This is a genomic window from Tsuneonella flava (assembly GCF_002870965.1).
GTDB classification, from domain to species: Bacteria; Pseudomonadota; Alphaproteobacteria; order Sphingomonadales; family Sphingomonadaceae; genus Tsuneonella; species Tsuneonella flava.
This window is the reverse complement of the sequence record NZ_PHSO01000004.1, coordinates 74271-93519: the sequence shown is the minus strand read 5'-3', so window position 1 is coordinate 93519 and position 19249 is coordinate 74271. Positions and strand designations below refer to the sequence as shown.

General features: G+C 55.8%; 22 protein-coding genes. 2 read left to right on the top strand and 20 right to left on the bottom strand.

Annotated elements, in window-relative coordinates; all coding sequences use genetic code 11:
• Positions 1 to 2: 2 nt before the first annotated feature.
• From nuoK to CV013_RS03950, 15 genes are all read right to left on the bottom strand, one after another.
• Positions 3 to 308, bottom strand: a complete 306-nt coding sequence (gene nuoK, locus CV013_RS04010; RefSeq protein ID WP_102153991.1) for an NADH-quinone oxidoreductase subunit NuoK — start codon at positions 306 to 308, stop codon at positions 3 to 5.
• Entirely contained in the window at positions 305 to 925 is a 621-nt protein-coding gene (locus tag CV013_RS04005; protein WP_102153990.1) for an NADH-quinone oxidoreductase subunit J, read from the bottom strand. The genes nuoK and CV013_RS04005 overlap by 4 nt, the downstream gene beginning before the upstream one ends.
• A 15-nt stretch (positions 926 to 940) precedes the next feature.
• Positions 941 to 1426 carry an NADH-quinone oxidoreductase subunit NuoI gene (gene nuoI / locus CV013_RS04000; protein ID WP_102153989.1) on the bottom strand — a complete coding sequence of 162 codons (486 nt, stop codon included), beginning with the start codon at positions 1424 to 1426 and terminating at the stop codon, positions 941 to 943.
• Positions 1423 to 2475: an NADH-quinone oxidoreductase subunit NuoH gene (nuoH, locus tag CV013_RS03995; RefSeq protein WP_102153988.1), complete on the bottom strand. Its 1053-nt coding sequence runs from the start codon at positions 2473 to 2475 to the stop codon at positions 1423 to 1425. Before nuoH ends, nuoI begins: the two co-directional genes overlap by 4 nt.
• Complete coding sequence (nuoG, locus tag CV013_RS03990; RefSeq protein ID WP_102153987.1) at positions 2472 to 4478, bottom strand: NADH-quinone oxidoreductase subunit NuoG; 2007 nt, start codon at positions 4476 to 4478, stop codon at positions 2472 to 2474. Before nuoG ends, nuoH begins: the two co-directional genes overlap by 4 nt.
• Entirely contained in the window at positions 4478 to 5767 is a 1290-nt protein-coding gene (gene nuoF / locus CV013_RS03985) for an NADH-quinone oxidoreductase subunit NuoF (protein WP_102153986.1), read from the bottom strand. Before nuoF ends, nuoG begins: the two co-directional genes overlap by 1 nt.
• Positions 5767 to 6105: a hypothetical protein gene (locus CV013_RS15630; protein ID WP_198591835.1), complete on the bottom strand. Its 339-nt coding sequence runs from the start codon at positions 6103 to 6105 to the stop codon at positions 5767 to 5769. Before CV013_RS15630 ends, nuoF begins: the two co-directional genes overlap by 1 nt.
• Entirely contained in the window at positions 6074 to 6742 is a 669-nt protein-coding gene (gene nuoE / locus CV013_RS03980; RefSeq protein WP_102153985.1) for an NADH-quinone oxidoreductase subunit NuoE, read from the bottom strand. The genes CV013_RS15630 and nuoE overlap by 32 nt, the downstream gene beginning before the upstream one ends.
• Positions 6735 to 6917: a hypothetical protein gene (locus tag CV013_RS15505; protein ID WP_123639948.1), complete on the bottom strand. Its 183-nt coding sequence runs from the start codon at positions 6915 to 6917 to the stop codon at positions 6735 to 6737. Before CV013_RS15505 ends, nuoE begins: the two co-directional genes overlap by 8 nt.
• Positions 6914 to 8128 (bottom strand): NADH-quinone oxidoreductase subunit D, encoded by a 1215-nt coding sequence (locus CV013_RS03975; protein ID WP_102153984.1) that lies wholly within the window; start codon positions 8126 to 8128, stop codon positions 6914 to 6916. Before CV013_RS03975 ends, CV013_RS15505 begins: the two co-directional genes overlap by 4 nt.
• Positions 8125 to 8691 (bottom strand): hypothetical protein, encoded by a 567-nt coding sequence (locus tag CV013_RS03970; RefSeq protein WP_102153983.1) that lies wholly within the window; start codon positions 8689 to 8691, stop codon positions 8125 to 8127. The genes CV013_RS03975 and CV013_RS03970 overlap by 4 nt, the downstream gene beginning before the upstream one ends.
• Positions 8688 to 9626, bottom strand: coding sequence for an NADH-quinone oxidoreductase subunit C (locus CV013_RS03965; protein WP_102153982.1), 939 nt, complete (start codon positions 9624 to 9626; stop codon positions 8688 to 8690). The genes CV013_RS03970 and CV013_RS03965 overlap by 4 nt, the downstream gene beginning before the upstream one ends.
• Before the next feature lie 14 nt (positions 9627 to 9640).
• The gene (locus tag CV013_RS03960; protein WP_102153981.1) at positions 9641 to 10192 is read right to left on the bottom strand and encodes a NuoB/complex I 20 kDa subunit family protein; all 552 of its coding nucleotides are present in this window, start codon (positions 10190 to 10192) and stop codon (positions 9641 to 9643) included.
• Complete coding sequence (locus CV013_RS03955) at positions 10183 to 10557, bottom strand: NADH-quinone oxidoreductase subunit A (protein ID WP_102153980.1); 375 nt, start codon at positions 10555 to 10557, stop codon at positions 10183 to 10185. Before CV013_RS03955 ends, CV013_RS03960 begins: the two co-directional genes overlap by 10 nt.
• Positions 10558 to 10656: 99 nt before the next feature.
• Positions 10657 to 12087 carry a coniferyl aldehyde dehydrogenase gene (locus CV013_RS03950; RefSeq protein WP_102153979.1) on the bottom strand — a complete coding sequence of 477 codons (1431 nt, stop codon included), beginning with the start codon at positions 12085 to 12087 and terminating at the stop codon, positions 10657 to 10659.
• Positions 12088 to 12248: 161 nt separating this feature from the next.
• Between CV013_RS03950 and CV013_RS03945 the strand changes: the two genes are divergently transcribed.
• Positions 12249 to 13445 carry an acetyl-CoA C-acyltransferase gene (locus CV013_RS03945; protein WP_102153978.1) on the top strand — a complete coding sequence of 399 codons (1197 nt, stop codon included), beginning with the start codon at positions 12249 to 12251 and terminating at the stop codon, positions 13443 to 13445.
• 79 nt (positions 13446 to 13524) lie between these two features.
• Here CV013_RS03945 and CV013_RS03940 read toward each other — a convergent pair whose 3' ends face one another.
• The gene (locus CV013_RS03940) at positions 13525 to 14004 is read right to left on the bottom strand and encodes an SH3 domain-containing protein (protein ID WP_102154523.1); all 480 of its coding nucleotides are present in this window, start codon (positions 14002 to 14004) and stop codon (positions 13525 to 13527) included.
• 96 nt (positions 14005 to 14100) lie between these two features.
• Between CV013_RS03940 and CV013_RS03935 the strand changes: the two genes are divergently transcribed.
• Positions 14101 to 15108: a 2-hydroxyacid dehydrogenase gene (locus CV013_RS03935; RefSeq protein ID WP_102153977.1), complete on the top strand. Its 1008-nt coding sequence runs from the start codon at positions 14101 to 14103 to the stop codon at positions 15106 to 15108.
• Between the two features lie 182 nt (positions 15109 to 15290).
• Here CV013_RS03935 and CV013_RS03930 read toward each other — a convergent pair whose 3' ends face one another.
• From CV013_RS03930 to CV013_RS03915, 4 genes are all read right to left on the bottom strand, one after another.
• Positions 15291 to 16697, bottom strand: a complete 1407-nt coding sequence (locus CV013_RS03930) for an NAD(P)H-dependent flavin oxidoreductase (protein WP_102153976.1) — start codon at positions 16695 to 16697, stop codon at positions 15291 to 15293.
• 13 nt (positions 16698 to 16710) lie between these two features.
• Positions 16711 to 17472, bottom strand: coding sequence for a class I SAM-dependent methyltransferase (locus CV013_RS03925; protein WP_102153975.1), 762 nt, complete (start codon positions 17470 to 17472; stop codon positions 16711 to 16713).
• Positions 17469 to 18596, bottom strand: coding sequence for a peptide chain release factor 2 (gene prfB / locus CV013_RS03920; protein WP_102153974.1), 1128 nt, complete (start codon positions 18594 to 18596; stop codon positions 17469 to 17471). The genes CV013_RS03925 and prfB overlap by 4 nt, the downstream gene beginning before the upstream one ends.
• A gap of 97 nt (positions 18597 to 18693) precedes the next feature.
• Positions 18694 to 19239, bottom strand: a complete 546-nt coding sequence (locus tag CV013_RS03915; RefSeq protein ID WP_102153973.1) for a peroxiredoxin — start codon at positions 19237 to 19239, stop codon at positions 18694 to 18696.
• Positions 19240 to 19249: the final 10 nt, after the last annotated feature.

Here is a 19249-nt window from a genome sequence, read left to right as displayed (position 1 = left end):
TGCTATCCCTTCATCCGGTTGACATCGTCGACAGCGATCGTGCCGCGGCCACGGAAATAGATGACGAGAATTGCCAAACCGATCGCCGCTTCACCAGCCGCAACGGTCAGCACGAACATAGCAAAAATCTGCCCGGTCAAGTCGTTCAGAAATGCACTGAAGGCAACGAGGTTGATATTCACCGCGAGCAAGATCAGCTCAATCGCCATCAGAATAACAATCACGTTTTTCCGATTGAGAAATATCCCCAGAACGCCAAGCACGAACAAGATCGTGCCCACGATGACATAATGCGTGACGCCGATCACAGCTGAACCCCCTTGCCCACCTCGGGGCGAACATTGACGGTCGCATCTTGCGGGCGACGCCGAATTTGTCTGCCGATGTTTTGGCCCCGCGTATCCTTACGCTCACGATGGGTCAGCACAATTGCGCCAACCATCGCTACGAGAAGAATGATTCCTGCACTTTCGAACAGAAAAAGATACTTACCGTAAAGTACCGCACCGATACTCTCGATGTTACTGGCACCATCAATCTGCGGTGAGGCGGCGGCTGCCGCATGCCCCATCTCAAGCGCACCTGCACTGTAAGCACCGATGCCAAATACAAGTTCGGCTAAAAGGACCAGCGCGATAGCCAAGCCAAGAGGGAAGTTTTTGACAAATCCTGCCCGCAATTCCGCAAAATCGATATCGAGCATCATGACTACAAACAGGAACAGTACTGCGACTGCTCCGACATAGACGATGACCAGAAGCATCGCGATGAATTCAGCGCCCACCAGCACCATCAGACCAGCAGCATTGAAGAACGCCATTATCAACCACAAAACCGAATGCACGGGATTGCGGGACATAATGACAAACACCGCCGACAGGATCGTCAGTGCCGCGAACAGATAAAAGGAGAAAACCTGAATCATGGATTGCCGCGCCCTCTATCGATACGGCGCATCGGCTTCAAGGTTCGCGGAGATCGCCCGCTCCCACTTGTCCCCGTTAGCCAGTAGTTTCGCCTTGTCGTATAGCAGTTCTTCACGCGTTTCCGTGGCGTATTCGAAGTTCGGCCCTTCGACGATCGCATCAACCGGACAGGCTTCCTGACAGAACCCACAGTAGATGCATTTGGTCATATCGATATCGTAACGCGTGGCGCGACGACTGCCGTCTTCCCGCGGTTCGCTCTCAATCGTAATGGCCTGCGCCGGACAAGTGGCTTCACACAGTTTGCAGGCGATGCACCGCTCCTCCCCATTGGGATAACGGCGCAGCGCGTGTTCCCCACGGAAACGCGGCGACAAAGGGTTCTTTTCAAAGGGATAGTTGATCGTCACCTTGGGCTTGAAGAAGTACTTCAAAGTCAACCAATGCGCCTTCACGAACTCCCAAAGAGTGAAAGACTTTATGAGGTGAGCGACGCTCATACAGCGCCTCCATAACGAGTAAGCATCAACCAGCCAGATACGAGCACGACCCACAACAAACTCATCGGCAGAAATACCTTCCAGCCAAGGCGCATGAGTTGATCATACCGATAGCGCGGCACAGTTGCCTTTACCCAACTGAATATAAAGAAGAAAAACAGAATTTTGACGAGCAGCCAGACAAATCCCGGCACAACGTAGAGCGGTGCCCAGTCGACCGGGGGCAGATACCCACCCCAGAAGAGCACCGCATTCAACGTGCACATCAGCAAAACGTTGGCATACTCGCCCAGCCAATAGAGCGCGAACGCCATCGAGCTGTATTCCGTCTGATAACCGGCAACCAGTTCGCTTTCCGCCTCGGTCAAATCAAAAGGAGCGCGGGCCGTTTCCGCCATACCTGAAATCAGGAATAGTACCCACATCGGGAAAAGCAGCGGATTCGCGACAAATCCATTAATAAACCCAAGCACCGTCCCTTTTTGCGCCTGCACGATCTCGTTCATGTTGAACGACCCTGCCCAGAGCACCACACAGATCAGGATAAATCCGATTGAGACTTCATACGAAATCATTTGTGCTGCAGCCCGCATGGCGGAGAAGAAGGGGTATTTTGAGTTTGAGGCCCAGCCCGCGATGACGACCCCGTATACGCCCAGCGAACTGATCGCCAGAACATACAACAGCCCTACATTGATATCAGCGAGTATGGCGCCGGAATTGAAAGGAATAACCGCCCACGCCAATAAGGCGACCGTAAATGTTATAATCGGAGCAATCAGGAACAAGCCTTTGTTGGCGGCGCTGGGAATAATTGTTTCCTGCAGAAACACCTTCAGCCCATCGGCAAATGATTGCAGCAGACCGAACGGCCCAACCACGTTTGGACCTCGGCGCAGTGCCATCGCCGCCCAGATCTTGCGGTCGGCATAGATAATCATTGCCACGCCCAGCATCAGCGGCAGCGCGATCAGCAATATCCCGCAAATCGTAGCGACGAACCACGCCCATTCGTAGTTCATGCCGAGGTTCATAAAGAATTCGGTCATTCCGCAGCCTCCGCCAGTTCACTACCATGAAGCAGCTCAGCGCTGCATTTCTGCATTACCGTGCTTGCCCGGGCGACCGGGTTTGTGAGGTAGAAATCCCTGATCGGATAGGCATCGATTGTGCCCGAAAGCTTGGTCGCCTTAGCCTTTGGCAAAACGCCATAATTAGCCAGACCTTCCTGCCCTAGAGCAGGCACTTCCGCAATCATCGCCGATTGCAGCTGAGTAAAGCTGTCGAACCCGACCGAGACACCAAACGCATCGGCGAGTGCACGCAGGATCGTCCAGTCTTCCCGCGCATCTCCTGGCGCGAACACAGCCTTTTCCGCAAATTGAACGCGACCTTCGGTGTTGACGTACGTACCGTCTTTTTCAGCATACGAGGCGGCCGGAAGGATCACATCTGCTGCGTGTGCCCCCTTGTCGCCGTGGTGACCAATGTACACCTTAAGCGAATCCGCAAATTGCGTGTAGTCAACCTCATCTGCACCAAGCGCCAGCACGACTTTGGGAGTGGCACCAACGATATCGGCCATCCCACCTTTCTGAGCATAGCCAAGCATCAGCCCGCCCATGCGCGACGCGGAGAAATGGAGAACGTTGAAACCGTTCCAATTTTCTTTGACCAGGCCCAGTCTTTCGACAAGCGAAAGTCCTGCAGAAAGCGCCCCCTTCGCCAGAGCCGCGCCACCAAGGATAACCGCTGGGCTTTGCGCTTCGGCAAATGCGTCCAGCACTTCCGGCGGCAACTGAGAAAGCACCGATAGATCGTTACCTAGAAATGTCGCGGGGAAGGTTGTTTCCCATTCCGGCCCGACGATGAATACTTTGGCGCCACGCTTAACAGCCTTCCTAAGTCGCACATTGACTAGTGGCGCCTCCCACCGAACATGACTGCCGACAATCAGGATTGCGTCAGCCGTTTCGATCCCCGCAAGAGTTGAATTGAAATTGACTGCAGCAAGGCTGGACACATCGTAGTCCATTCCCGTCTGACGTCCTTCAAGAAGATCGGACCCCATCGCCTTCAGCAAAGCTTTGGCAGCATACATCGTTTCGCAGTCGAGCAAATCGCCTGCGATGGCTGCAATGCTATTGCCAGGCTTGACAGCGGCGACCTTCTTAAACGCTTCTTCCCAACTTGCGGCTTGCAGTTTGCCGTTTTTGCGGATCCACACCTTATCAAGACGCCGCCGCGTAAGGCCGTCGACCTGATAGCGGGCTTTATCCGAAATCCACTCTTCGTTCACATCGTCGTTGATACGCGGTAATGCGCGCAGGACTTCACGACCGCGACTATCAAGCCGGATATTTGCGCCGATCGCATCGCTCACATCGATGCTCAACGTCTTTTTCAACTCCCAGGGGCGTGCCTCGAACGCATAGGGCCGTGAAGTCAATGCACCAACGGGACAAAGATCGATGACGTTCGCGCTCATCTCGTGCTTCGCCGCATGCTCAAGATAAGTCGTGATCTGCATGCTTTCGCCGCGATAAAGCGCACCGATCTCATCGACCCCTGCGATTTCCTCACTGAAACGAACGCACCGTGTGCAATGGATGCACCGGGTCATAACCGTCTTGATGAGCGGCCCCATGTACTTCTCAGTCACGGCCCGCTTGTTTTCATGATAGCGAGAACCGCCGCGACCGTAAGCCACGGACTGATCCTGAAGATCGCATTCCCCGCCCTGATCGCAAATCGGGCAATCGAGCGGGTGGTTGATGAGGAGGAACTCCATCACACCTTCGCGCGCCTTTTTGACCATTTCGCTATCGGTGCGAATTTCCTGACCTTCTGTTGCAGGCAAGGCGCAAGATGCCTGCGGCTTGGGAGGGCCAGGCTTCACTTCGACCAGACACATGCGGCAATTGCCCGCAATGCTGAGACGTTCGTGATAGCAGAAACGCGGAATCTCCTTACCGGCAAGCTCACATGCCTGCAGTACGGTTGCCCCATCGGGCACCTCGATTTCCTGTCCGTCTACGGTGACTTTTGGCATTATTCAGCTGCCTCTGCCATGTTGCCAGCAGCCGCGATGCGGCGCTCAATTTCCGGGCGGAAGTGGCGTATCAGACCCTGGATTGGCCACGCTGCCGCGTCGCCAAGTGCACAGATCGTATGCCCTTCCACCTGCTTGGTGACCTGCTGTAGCATGTCAATTTCTTCAACCGCCGCGTCGCCCGTTTCGAGCCGTTTCATCACGCGCCACATCCACCCTGTACCTTCGCGGCACGGTGTGCACTGGCCACAGCTCTCGTGCTTGTAAAAGTGACTCAAGCGACTGATCGCACGAACGATATCGGTGGACTTGTCCATCACAATAACCGCCGCGGTCCCTAAGCCCGAACCCACTTCTTTCAAGCCATCGAAATCCATCGGCGCATCCCAGATTTGATCTGCGGGAACCAATGGAACCGATGAGCCGCCAGGGATCACAGCCAGCAGATTATCCTTGCCCCCACGAATACCGCCACAATGCTTTTCAATCAGCTCGCTGAACGGAATGCTCATCGCCTCTTCAACGACGCATGGCTTTTCCACGTGCCCACTGATCTGAAAAAGCTTGGTGCCCTTGTTGTTTTCCCGCCCGAAACCGGAGAACCAAGATGCACCACGGCGCATAATTGTCGGCGCAACCGCAATCGATTCAACATTGTTCACAGTAGTCGGACAACCATATAGCCCTGCCCCCGCCGGGAATGGAGGCTTTAGGCGAGGCTGCCCTTTCTTGCCTTCAAGGCTTTCAATCATCGCGGTTTCTTCGCCGCAGATATACGCGCCCGCTCCGCGGTGTACGAATACGTCAAAATCGTAACCGGAACCCGCAGCGTTCTTGCCCAGCAAGCCGGCATCATATGCCTCTTGAACGGCAGCAAATAGCACTTCCGCTTCGCGAATGTACTCACCGCGAATGTAAATATATGCGGCGCGTGCACGCATCGCGTAACCAGCAACAAGAGCGCCTTCGATCAACTTGTGCGGATCGTGGCGAATGATTTCGCGATCCTTGCAAGAGCCAGGTTCCGATTCATCGGCGTTGATGACGAGAAAGCTGGGACGTCCATCCTTGCTTTCTTTCGGCATGAACGACCACTTCATACCGGTCGGAAATCCGGCGCCGCCCCGACCACGGAGCCCTGATGCCTTAATCTCATCGATAATGGCATCCTGCCCCTTGGCGAGAATATCTTTGGTGTTGTCCCAATCACCACGTGCTCGCGCAGCATCGAGGTGCCACGACTGGAAGCCGTAAAGATTGGTAAAAATGCGATCCTTATCGGCGAGCATCAGCCGAGCCCTCCATTGGCAAGGAAATAGACGGCAACCAATAGGATTACCGCAATGGCGCCAAACTTGACTACCCCCATCAGCACCTTCCAGGCGATGACGATAAGTATAAGAGCGATAACGATTGTGGCGATGCTCATGGCTCTTGCCTTTCCGAAGCCTTCGCCCCGAAAATTCCGAATCCCCCAAGCAAGAAACCAAGGATCGCCCACACGACCCATGCCTCGCCCTGCAAAAATTTCACGACAGCCAGCGTCAGAAATATAATGCCGATGATCGGCAAGCCTTTGGCTACCGGCTTGGGCATCACCATTCCCCTCGGTAGTCGTGGTTTTCACCGACCATAGCGGTCAAAGTCGTCGGACCGCCGCTTGGCTCGCTGGTATGACGCCCCGGCTCCTGCGTACCTTCCTTGGGTAGTTCACCTGCCGAAAGCTTATCGAGTACAGCTTCAAACCGTTCCGGGGTGAGATCTTCGTAGTTACCATCGTTGATCTGAACCATCGGCGCGGTGGCACAGCTGCCCATGCACTCGACCTCGGTGAGCGTCCACATACCGTCATCGGTAGTGTGCCCGCGCTTCATTCCACGCTTAGCGCAGACGGCGAATATATCGTCGGATCCACGTAGCATACAAGGCGTGGTGCCGCACACCTGCACATGAAAACGCCCCACCGGCGCGAGGTTGTACATGGTGTAGAACGTCGCAACTTCGAGCACCCGGATCACCGGCATGTCGAGATAGGTCGCCACATATTCGATCACCGGGATTGGCAACCAGCCTTGCGTGTTGGTTGCTTCTCCCACCTGCCGCTGGGCATAGTCGAGCAGCGCCATAACTGCACTCTTCTGACGTCCTGCAGGATAACGGGCAATAGCGGCCTTGGCCTTCTCTTCCCATGCAGGTGCGAATGCGAAATCACCCCATGCGGCGCGCAGTTCGGGGGTGTCGGGTGCGAGTGCGCGGTCAGCCATTTTTGGCCTTCCTGTTTTTCAAATTGGAGGAAAATGTCAGGATAGCAAACACAGCAACCATCAACGCCAGACCAATGACGAAGCTGCCCAGTTCAAGGACCCCAGTGGAATCCATGATTAAGAGGACAACGCAAAGACACAGTCCTGAGACATATGCGCTCACTTCCTTGCTCACCGATCACACTCCCCGAACACCACATCGATCGCGCCAAGAATAGCGGTCGCGTCCGGCAGCATATGGCCCTTGCTCATGAAATCCATCGCCTGAAGATGGCTGAAAGCAGTCGGCCGAATCTTGCAACGATAAGGTTTGTTGCTGCCATCGCTGACCAGATAGACGCCAAATTCGCCTTTGGGACTTTCGGTAGCGACATAGACTTCGCCCGCAGGTACGTGGAAGCCTTCGGTATACAGCTTGAAATGATGGATCAGGCTTTCCATTGAAGCCTTCATCTCACCGCGCTTCGGCGGCACGACTTTGCGATCGGTGCTGCTCACCGGGCCTTCCGGCATTTCAGCAAGGCACTGACGCATAATGCGAGCCGACTGACGCACTTCTTCTACACGGACCATGAACCGGTCGTAGCAATCAGAATTGGTACCGACCGGAATCTCAAAATCCATTCGGTCGTAAACATCATAAGGCTGGCTCTTGCGAATATCCCAGGGGATGCCTGCCGCACGGATCATAGGGCCAGAGAAACCCCACGCCAACGCATCTTCCTTGCTGACCACCGCGATATCGACATTCCGCTGTTTGAATATGCGGTTGTCCATCACCAGACTCATCGCGTCTTCAAACAAACGCGGAAGCCGATTGTCGAGCCAGTCACCGATATCGGTCAGCAGTTTGAGCGGAACATCCTGATGGACGCCACCCGGACGAAACCACGCACTGTGCATACGTGCCCCGCTGGCGCGCTCGAAGAAATTGAGGCAATCCTCGCGAATTTCGAACACCCAGAGGTTCGGCGTCATCGCGCCGACATCCATCACGTGGCTGCCGATGTTGAGCATGTGGTTGCAGATGCGCGTCAGCTCCGCAAACAACACGCGCAGATATTGTCCGCGCAGGGGCACTTCCAGATTGAGCAACTTCTCAATCGCGAGCACGTAGCTGTGCTCCATCCCCAGCGGCGAGCAGTAATCGAGCCGATCAAAATACGGCAATGCCTGCAGATAGGTCTTGTGCTCGATGAGCTTTTCAGTGCCACGGTGCAGCAGACCAACATGCGGATCGATCCGCTCAATAATCTCACCGTCGAGTTCCATCACCATACGGAGAACCCCGTGCGCCGCAGGGTGCTGCGGGCCGAAGTTGATCGTATAGTTACTGATGACCTCGTCACCTGTTGTGGGTGACTGTTCGAGTTGAAGGCCGCTCATGCTGTGCAGCTCCATTTTCCCTGCGAGAATGTTGTCTCGCCCGTTGGGCCCTTCACCAGAAGGTCAGCGCCCCATTCGTTCTTCCCATTCGCACGGGAAGGCTCGCCTTCGCCGCGCAGGACGGAAACCGTAAACCCATCGCCAGCCAGTGTCGGGCCGGATTCGATCATTTGCAGACCGCCAGCTTCGACACCGGGCAACATGACCTGACGTCCATCGATCACCAGCACACCTTTGCCTTTGTCGCCGACATCTTTTTCGCTGCCCGCTACCAGCAAGGAACGCCCCTGATAGATAAAGCTGCACCCGCCAGCGACCTTGCCCAAAGCCATTGGGGCATCGCTGGCAAGCGGCATGAGTCTGGTACTGCCTTCGCTCGCCAAAACAGGCTGCGCGTTGACTTCTGCGACGGATGACGTGCCTACATCGTTTGCACCGGGCGAGGATACACCGGCACGGGCAGCATAATCATCGGCGCTTTCACCCGATGAGGCATCGTTGCTCTTGGAGCAACCGCCGGCTGCGAGGGCCGCCAGACAAAGACAGATAGCGGCTCGCTTCATTTGTCGCCCGCCGGTTTAGGTGCAGCAGACTTGCCTGCACCAGACTTCTTTGCGACGGGCTTCTTTGCGACGGGCTTCTTTGCTGCAGCTTTCTTCGACTGGGTTGCTGGCTTCGTGTCTTGCGCCGATGCCGCCCTTGGCTTGCGCGCCGGCCGATCTTCTGCAGGCTTCGGCGCGCCAGCTTCTTCTGCACTTTTGTCCTTAGCCGGTGCCGGAGCAGACTCGCTTTCTGCGGCCTTTTTGTTCGTCGCCTTGCCGGCCCCCGTCTCAGACGGTTTTTCCGTGGACTTCGGGGTTGGAGCGCCCGGAGCCTCAGCCTCCGCTTTCTCATCACCCGGAAGCACGTAATTCGCGCCTTCCCACGGACTCATAAAATCGAACTGGCGCAAATCCTGTGCGAGTTCGACAGGCTCATACACAACGCGCTTCTCGTCTTCAGAATAGCGAAGTTCGACGTAGCCGGTGAGCGGGAAATCCTTTCGGAAGGGATGCCCTTCGAAGCCATAATCGGTCAAAATGCGCCGCAAGTCGGGATTGCCCGCAAATACAACACCATACATATCGAACACTTCACGTTCGAGCCACCCGGCGTTCGGCCAGAGCGTGGTGACGGTGGGAACGGGCGTAGCTTCGCTGGCCGAAACTTTGACCATCACGCGATGGTTCTTCGTCACCGAGAGCAACATGTAGACGACTTCAAACCGCTCAACGCGGTCAGGAAAATCGACCCCGGCCATTTCCATCAGTTGCTGGTATTCGTGTTCGTCACGAAGCAGGCGCAACGCGTCTTCCACACGATCTCGCACGACAGTGAGAACTACTTCGCCGTGCTGCTCTTTCGCAGTGACGAGCATATCGCCCAACGCAGCGGTCAGCGTGTCTTTGACACCTTGGCTCGAAGCAAACCGGGGAGCGGAATGAAGGACCTGAGTCATAATCAGCGCCAGCCTTACCGTTCGATCGTACCGGAGCGGCGAATTTTCCGCTGCAACTGCATCACACCATAGAGCAGCGCTTCAGCAGTCGGCGGGCACCCGGGCACGTAGATATCGACCGGTACGATCCGATCGCATCCACGCACGACCGAATAGCTGTAGTGATAATATCCACCACCGTTAGCGCAGCTCCCCATGCTGATGACATACTTCGGTTCCGACATTTGATCGTAAACCTTGCGAAGCGCGGGCGCCATTTTGTTACACAGCGTTCCAGCAACAATCATCACGTCGCTCTGACGCGGGCTTGCACGCGGTGCGGCACCGAACCGCTCCATATCGTAACGCGGCATATTCACATGAATCATTTCAACAGCGCAACAAGCGAGGCCGAAAGTCATCCACCACAAACTGCCTGTGCGCGCCCATTGAAACAGCTCTTCAGTGCTGGTGACGAGGAAGCCCTTGTCATTCACCTCAGTTTGCAAAGCGTGGAAGTAATCCTGATCCGGGGTACGAAATTCACCCGGCTGCGCGGCGGCAGGAAGGCTCCGATCTACTCCCATTCCAGTGCTCCCTTCTTCCACGCATAAGCAAGGCCAATGGCCAGTTCACCCAAAAACACCATCATCGTGATCCAGCCCGGCCATCCCGTCATGTCGAGACTGACAGCCCATGGAAACAGGAACGCTGCTTCCAAATCAAAAATGATGAACAGGATCGCGACGAGATAAAAGCGCACGTCGAACTGACTGCGCGGATCTTCGAACGCAGGAAAACCGCATTCATATTCGCTCAACTTGTCGGAAGTCGGGTTATGTGCACCCGTCAACCGGGCAATGCCCATCGGCAGAAACACGAACAAAGCCGAGAGTCCGAGAGCAATGGCGAGGAAAATCAGGATTGGGAGATACTGGCTGAGATCGACCACGGATGATTCCCTTTGGGGGCCTTTGAATGTGCCCGCCTCTAGGCCCCGCTCCCGATTGGTGCAAGGGTCCGGGGATGCAAAAATCCCCGCATTCGGGCCTTATTTCATCATTCCCTTGACCGCTTTCGCGGTCGCAGCCCCATATGGAGGCTTGAATCCGCCCAACTTTGCAATGTCCAGCTTGGGCTGGGTATAAATACTGCGGGCGTGGCTGAACTCGCGGAAACCTTCGACACCATGATACGAACCGATTCCCGAGGGCCCCACCCCGCCAAACGGCAGATCATCCATCGAAACATGGAAAATCACATCGTTTACCGTCACTCCGCCGGAAATCGTGCGGGTGAGCACCTTTTCACGCTCTGCCTCATCGTCACCGAAATAATACAGCCCCAGCGGGCGATCATGTGAATTGACGTAATCGATTGCCTCATCGACGTGCTTGTAGGTTTTCACGGGAAGCACCGGGCCGAAGATTTCCTCCTGCATCGCTTTCATGTCATCTGTCACATTACGCAGAATGGTGAGTGGCATTTTGCGCGTATTCGTCGCGGAAAAGTCCTCGTTAGCGGGGTTAACTTCGATTACCTCAGCACCCTTGTCCTTCGCATCCGCGACCAGTCCCTGAAGACGTTCGAAATGGCGATCGCTGACAACCGAGGCATAGTCTTCATTGTCGCGCAACGTCGGGTACATAGTGTGCACACCGAGCTGGACGGCAGCCACTGCGCCCTCCTCCATTTCTTCCGGCACATACATATAATCCGGTGCAAGACAGATCTGCCCCGCATTCATCATTTTCCCAAGCGCGATCCGCTCTCCCGCTTTAGCGATATCCGCGTTACGGCCAAGGAATACAGGCGATTTACCGCCCAATTCCAGAGTCACCGGCACAAGATTACGCGCCGCTGCCTCCATGACCTTGCGCCCTGTCGCGGTTGAACCGGTAAACACCAGATGATCGAAGGTGAGCGATGAAAACGCATGGGCCACTTCTGGCCCGCCAGTCACCACTATGCATTCCGAAGGGTCGAAATACTTGGCGACCAATTCCTCCATCAAAGCGGAGGTTCGCTCAGTGAACTCGCTCGGCTTGATCATTGCCCGATTGCCAGCAGCGAACGCCTGCATCAGTGGATTGAATGAAAGGTTTACCGGAAAATTCCAAGGCGCAAGAATGCCGATCACGCCTTTTGGCTCATAGCGAACCTCCGCCTTCGCCCCCAACAGCCCTAGTGGGAATTGCACCTTGCGCTTTTCCGGTTGAGACCATCTGGTCAGATTTTTAAGACAATATTTGCCGAAGCCGACAGTCCCCGCGATATCGGTAATCATCGATTGCATTGGGCTGCGATTGCCAAAATCGACACTCATCGCCCTGCACAGTGCGTCACCATTTTCCTTAAGCAAGGCGATTGCACGCTGTATCCGATCTTTACGGGCAGACAGTGGTTCAGGTCGCGCAGACGTAAATGCCGCCCGCTGCTGCAACAGCATTGCTTCGAGTTCGGTTTTGCGATCGTCGGCCATCGTCACTCTCCTAAAGCAGGTATGCATTTTTCTTTGCCACTGATGTCGGGCATAAAGCGTCCCTTGGCAAGCATAGCCGTTCGCTTGATTGCGTTTGCCGCAGTGCAGCACTAGATCGCACTCGAACACAAGTCATTTCAGAAGATTGAAAGGTTCGTCAGATGGCCACATTCTCCGCAAACGACCCCGTTGTCGTCGTTTCTTATGCGCGCACCCCGATGGGTGGAATGCAGGGCGCTCTAGCAGATGTTGCTGCAACCGATCTTGGTGCAACTGCCGTGAAAGCCGCTGTTGAGCGCGCGGGCGTTGCAGGCGGCGATATCGAGCGAATCTATATGGGCTGCGTTCTTCCGGCAGGTCTTGGACAGGCGCCTGCACGTCAGGCCGCTTTGAAAGCGGGTCTGCCCAAGTCAGTTCAGGCAACCACAGTCAACAAAGTGTGTGGCAGCGGAATGCAAACCGTCATTATGGCAAGCGAAGCACTTGCCGCCGGGACAATGGACATGGCGGTCGCCGGTGGGATGGAAAGCATGACCAATGCCCCATACCTTCTCAAAAAACACCGTTCGGGCGCCCGTATCGGCCATGACGTTGCATATGACCATATGTTCCTCGATGGCCTTGAGGATGCGTATGATGTCGGTCGCGCGATGGGCACCTTCGCGCAGGAAACTGCGGATGAATATCAGCTAACCCGCGACAGTCAGGACGATTACGCTGTTGAATCGCTTCGTCGTGCAAATGAAGCAATCACTTCAGGCGCATTCGTTGATGAGATCGTCCCGGTTACTTTCAGCACTCGTAAGGGTGAAGTCACTGTCGATACCGACGAACAGCCGCCGAAGGGCAATCCTGACAAAATTCGTCAGTTGCGTCCTGCATTCGCCAAGGATGGCACAATCACCGCGGCCACATCCAGCTCGATCAGCGATGGCGCCGCTGCTGTCGTACTAACCCGCGACAGCGTTGCGAAATCCAAAGGCCTGTCTCCGGTCGCCAAGGTAGTCGCAATGGCGGCGCATGCTCAGGAACCAAAGGATTTCACAGTCGCACCTGTCGGTGCGGTCAACAAAGTGCTGGAAAAAGCAGGTTGGTCTATCGACGAAGTCGACCTGTTCGAAGTGAACGAAGCATTTGCCTGTGTCGCGATGTTCGCGATGCACGACCTCGGCATTCCGCATGAAAAAATCAACGTTCATGGCGGTGCCACCGCTCTCGGTCACCCGATCGGCGCAAGCGGAACCCGCATTCTCGTAACATTGTTGAATGCGCTCAAACAGAAGGGACTCAAGCGCGGTGTGGCCAGCCTGTGCATCGGTGGTGGCGAAGCAACCGCGATTGCAGTCGAAATCGTCTAAACGACTGAATGTAGAGTCGGTGCAGCTATGTCGTCAGGCAAAGCTGCACCGGTCCTTCATGACGAGACAACACTGATCGTCACTCTGCTCCCCACAGTCGATTTTTCTTTATCCAGGCTTTTCGTCCGGAAACATCGAACTGGCACCAGCCACCGTCACACTTCCCTAATTTGCCGCTGACTCCTGGCTCTGCCCGCCACATAAGCCGTGATCGCCCATCGTTCGATTCACGCATATCGGCCAGCCCTTCCCCGATCACTATCGCAGCGCGATCAGGGGACAGGAGACTCGCGATAACCCAGCCTTCGTCCCCATCAGGATCGCGAACATATCGCCAGCCTTCGTGCACTCGCACGACCTTCAAAGGCAAGCCAGCACGCTTGTAAGTCCATCTGACCGGATACGCCCGCCCTGGCCCTGCACGCAGATTCAGAACCTGGGCTCTGATCGAGGCCCAATATGGGACCTCCCTGTCCTGCGCCTGTGCATGAACGGGCAGGAGCACGGTGGAACATGCGAGCGCGGCAATCGCCCGGAATACAATCGAAGTCAGACGCATCATCGCCTATTACTGCCATCCGGTCGTAACTATCAAGCTCAGGCAGTTCACCTTCGCTTGACCATCCCGCCCTCCACAACGTAGCGCTGCAAGGCAATGAGCGAGTCAACACCAATACCGCGCACCGGCAAGCCGAAGGTCGTCGTAACCCGGCAACTGATGCCGATGATCGAAGCACGCATGTCGGAGCTATTCGATGCACAATTCAATCATGACGACCGGCCATTGTCTCGCGAAGAACTCGCGATCGCGATGCAGGAATCGGACGTTATCGTTCCCACCGTTACCGACCGGATCGACGCCAACCTGATTCGACAAGCAGGACCGAACTTGGGCCTCATTGCCAGCTTCGGCGCCGGAGTCGATCATATCGACCTCGCCGCTGCGCGAGCAGCGCGGATCATTGTTACCAATACGCCTGGTGTGTTTACCGACGACACGGCCGATCTCGCCGTAATGCTGATCATTGGCGTCCCAAGACGGGTCCGCGAAGGCATCGCGCTGGTGCGCCGTTCCGAATGGACAGGTTGGGCACCATCGGCTTTGCTGGGATGGCAGATCGGCGGCAAATCGCTGGGCATCGTGGGTATGGGGCGCATCGGACAGGCAGTGGCGCATCGCGCTCGTGCCTTCGGTCTCAATATCCTGTACCATAATCGCCATCGTCTTCCGCAAGCCGTAGAGAACATGCACGGCGCGACTTATGTCGAAGACCTCGACGACCTAATTGCGCGTAGCGACATTCTGACGCTACACTGCCCATCCACCAAAGATTCACGCCATCTTATCGATGCGAGACGCATTTCTCTGATGAAGTCGACAGCGTGCCTGATCAACACGGCGCGAGGCGATCTCGTAGATCAGGATGCACTGATCGCAGCGCTCGACGCCGGCTCGTTGGTTGGCGCGGGTCTCGACGTCTATCCCGACGAACCGCAAGTGGATCGTCGGCTAATTGACCACCCTAACGTGATGACCCTGCCCCATATCGGCAGCGCAACCCGAGAAGGCCGAGAGGCCTCCGGCGAGAAGGTTATCGCAAATATCCAGTTCTGGGCCGATGGCCACCGCCCCCCCGATCAGGTGCTCGAAGGGTTAGTGTAGCTCACCTGACTGCCGTAGGCCAAGTCGAGTTTCCGCCAGGTCAGAGTGAGATCCAACGTCTTATTTCAGACAGCACGACTGCCGGACGTAAGGCGCAACATATGGCAAAGCAGGCCACCCTGCCTCTCTTCCCAGATCAATCGTAAGACAACTCATTTGAATGTGGCACGGGGCGACCCAGATCAGTCCCCTGTCAGAATACGATCCACCAATTGCTTCACCGTAGGAGTGAAGTTGTTGGAGTAGAACGGATCCTGCTTAAAACGATACGCCGCATGACCGGCGAACATCAGGTTTTCGTCCACTGGTCCACCATGTGCGATATCCTGCAACGTTTTTTGGATGCAGAAACTGCGGGGATCGGCAAGACGTCCAGTGGTATAGTCATCATGGTCCTTCCATGACGAAAAACCGCAGTGAGACAGGCATCCCATACAGGCCGCCTGATCTTCACGGATCTGCGCGCGACTTTCCGGCGTCACGAAAACAACTGTGTCATCCGGGGTCTTCAGCGCTTCGGTATATCCTTCCGCAACCCAGCCCCGTGCACGTTCGCGGTCTTTCGGTGCGACCCAGAAGTTTTTGCCCTTTACCCCCACGTCGAGCTGAACCGTGTGCACACCTGCCTCAACCCTTGAATAGGGAATTTGGCGTTCGGAGCGATGCATCAGGTCATACAGGAACGGGTTCTTAACAGCCGATGAGTAAAAGCCTGTCGGGCTGAATTTGTGCAACAGCACGTCACCCGGCTCGATCTCCCGCAGAAGATCTTTCCATCCTTGCGGAATCGGACTTTCCTCCGTCAACAATGGCCGCGTGCCGAACTGGAACGCGATCGGGCCAAGTTCCGGGTTATCAATCCAGTCGTTCCATTCCCTCAGGAACCAGACTCCGCCTGCCATGACTATAGGCACATTGTCGCTTACGCCTTCCTTTCGCATCGTCTCGCGCAATGCAGCGACACGCGGGTAAGGATCTTCGGGCTTGGTTGGATCTTCGGCGTTCGACAGTCCGTTGTGACCGCCAGCAAGCCACGGATCTTCGTAAACCACAGCGGCCATCAGGTCCGCCACTTTATGATAGCTACGCTTCCACAGGGCACGAAACGCACGCGCCGAGGAGATAATCGGCAGATAGTGCACATCGAAGCGCTCTGCGATTTCAGCCAGCTTATAGGGCATACCTGCACCGCAAGTGACGCCAGTGACCATGCCCCGGGTCCGCTCCAGAACGCCTTCGAGGACTTCCTGCGCGCCGCCCATTTCCCACAGGACGTTGATATTGATCGCGCCTTTGCCCCCGGCGATCTCGTGCGCGCGCTTCACCTGCTCGACCGCACCATCGATCGCGTACTGGATCAGCTGCTGGTGCCGTTCCTTGCGCGTCAGCGCATCGTACACTTGCGGCACGATCTTACCTTCAGCGTCGTAACTATCGGCGTTGACCGCACTAACCGTGCCAATCCCACCTGCAGCGGCCCACGCGCCAGAACTGGCATGGTTCGTCGCTGCAACCCCCTTACCCCCTTCGATCAACGGCCACACTTCGCGACCGCCGTAAAGGATAGGCTTCAACCCCTTGAATGACATTACGAGACTTCTTTCATTTAACGTTTTTTTCAGCTTGCGAGCCCGCACCGCGGTCCATGTTACAAGCCTTTATTTCATGTGGTTGCGGCCTATTAGCCGTTCGCTTGAACTGTGCATAGTACCCCGCAAGCTCTGGTGCATCTTTGAAAGAATCCAGTTTAAATCCAACGCGCTCAAACTCACAGCTTAGCAACAGGGGATCAATGCCGTGCTGGCCGCTAGGGCGGTCAATATCGACCACGACGACAAGCCCTTCAGGCTTCAATGCAGGCCAGAGCCGCCAGAGAAATGCATATGGTTCTTCCACTTCATGAAACATGTGCACCATAAAAATGCGGTCGAAACTGCGGTCCGGCAGACGAGGATCATCCGGGGTTCCCAGTTTGACCGAAACATTGTCCAGCCTGTCCCGTTCAATGCGCTGTCCCAATCTCTCCAATGCAGCTTTATCGATATCTTCAGCGAGAACACGACCCTTGGCGCCGACCTTCTCTGCTAAACGAACGGTATAATACCCTTCCCCTGCGCCGATATCGGCCACCGTCATACCTGGCCTTATTTCCGCCAGATCCATGACACGCTGCGCTTCACCAACGCTGTCACGTTGATTTTCGGTCGTGAAAGGGCTGCCCGCCATTCCAGACACAGGGCGATTTGCTCGTGGAAAATCGCGCGCAGTTACAGCTCGGTCGGCATCGGTATCCGCGCGTTCACAGCCAGTCACCAAGCTGACAACTGCCAATAAACAAGCAGCAATTCTACGTGTGACGATCATTCGTCGTCTGCCACCTCTACCACTTCGCCAGTTACCCGTTGAGCCAGTGCAGCCGAGATAAAAGGGTCAATAGCCCCATCCAGCACATCGTCGGGCGATGTTGACACTACTCCGGTCCGTAAATCTTTTACCTGTTGATATGGTTGCAGAACATAGCTGCGGATTTGGTGTCCCCAGCCGATATCGCTTTTGCTCTGGTGCTCCGCGCTGGCCGCTTCTTCGCGCTTCCGCATTTCTTCTTCGAACAAACGCGCCTTCAGCATGTTCATCGCGATATCGCGGTTTTTGTGCTGACTGCGATCCACCTGACTGGCCACGACAATGCCACTGGGCTGGTGCGTGATACGGACGGCGGAATCGGTAGTGTTGACGTGCTGCCCACCGGCGCCACTTGCGCGATAGGTATCGATCTTCAGGTCTGCGGGGTTGATATCGATATCGATATCGTCGTCGATCACCGGATAAACCCATACGGAACTGAATGACGTATGCCGCCGCGCCGAACTATCGTAAGGACTAATCCGAACGAGGCGATGGACCCCGCTCTCAGTTTTGGCATAGCCATAGGCGTTTTCGCCTTTCAACAGGAGCGTGGCAGACTTGATGCCCGCTGTTTCGCCCGCCTGATATTCTACTGTTTCGACCTTGAAACCTTTGCGCTCTGCCCAGCGAGCATACATACGCAACAGCATCTCTGCCCAATCCTGGCTTTCCGTACCGCCCGCGCCCGCGTGGATTTCCAAATACGTATCATTGCCATCGGCCTCGCCTGACAGGAGCGCCTGAACTTTATCGGCATCGGCACGATTGGCGAGCCGTTCAAGGCTGGCAAGCCCTTCTGCTACGACATCGTCTTCGCCTTCCACTTCGCCCATTTCGACGAATTCGATCGCATCGGCCATTTCCCGTGAAATTTCGTTCACCGTTCCAATGGCAGTTTCAAGCTGCTTCTGCTCGCGGCCAATTGCCTGAGCCTCTTTGGGATTGTCCCACAGTGTCGGATCTTGAACGCGTGCGTTCAACTCATCGAGGCGCCGCAACGCACGCTCCCAATCGAGTGATTGACGCACAAGCGCCAGCGCAGCTTCTATACGATCGATGTAGGCCTGCCCCTCGGCACGCATATTGTGGTTCTCCAAACACGAATTGCCGCCCGACTAAACCTTCCGGGCGGCAGAGGAAAGAGCAGTGTGCAAGTCACACACCGCCTGTCGGCAATGGCTAGTGGCCCTTATGGGCAAGCTTTTTAACAGCTGCCAGCGTCAGCGACACATGATCCTTATAACTCAGATCGGAATGGACCATCACGATCTTGCCCGACTGATCGATAACGTAGCTTGTACGGTCGGTTAGCCCGGTGTCTTTGCCATCACGCACAAGCCGCACGTCATAAGCATCGACAATCGCGGGCGTGGCTGACGCAACGGCAAACTTGTCACGACATGCTTCGGTGGAGAATTTTTTGAGTGTCGTAATATCATCGTTTGAGATACCAACGACAGTTGCCCCCAATTTCGCAAATTCAGGTGTCGCCTCGGCAAAAGCGTGTGCCTCAAGCGTGCACCCCTGTGTGAAGGCTTTCGGATAGAAGTAGAGCACCACTGGCCCTTTGGCGAGGGCGGCGCGCAGGTTGAACCCGAACTCCTTTCCGGCCAGTGCCCCCTTTGTGGCAAACATAGGTGCTTTGGCGCCGACCGGCAGTTCAGCCGCCGCCGGGACAGTGCCAAATACGATCGCCGCGATCGCGGCGCAGACATACCTTTTCATTCTCAGCGAT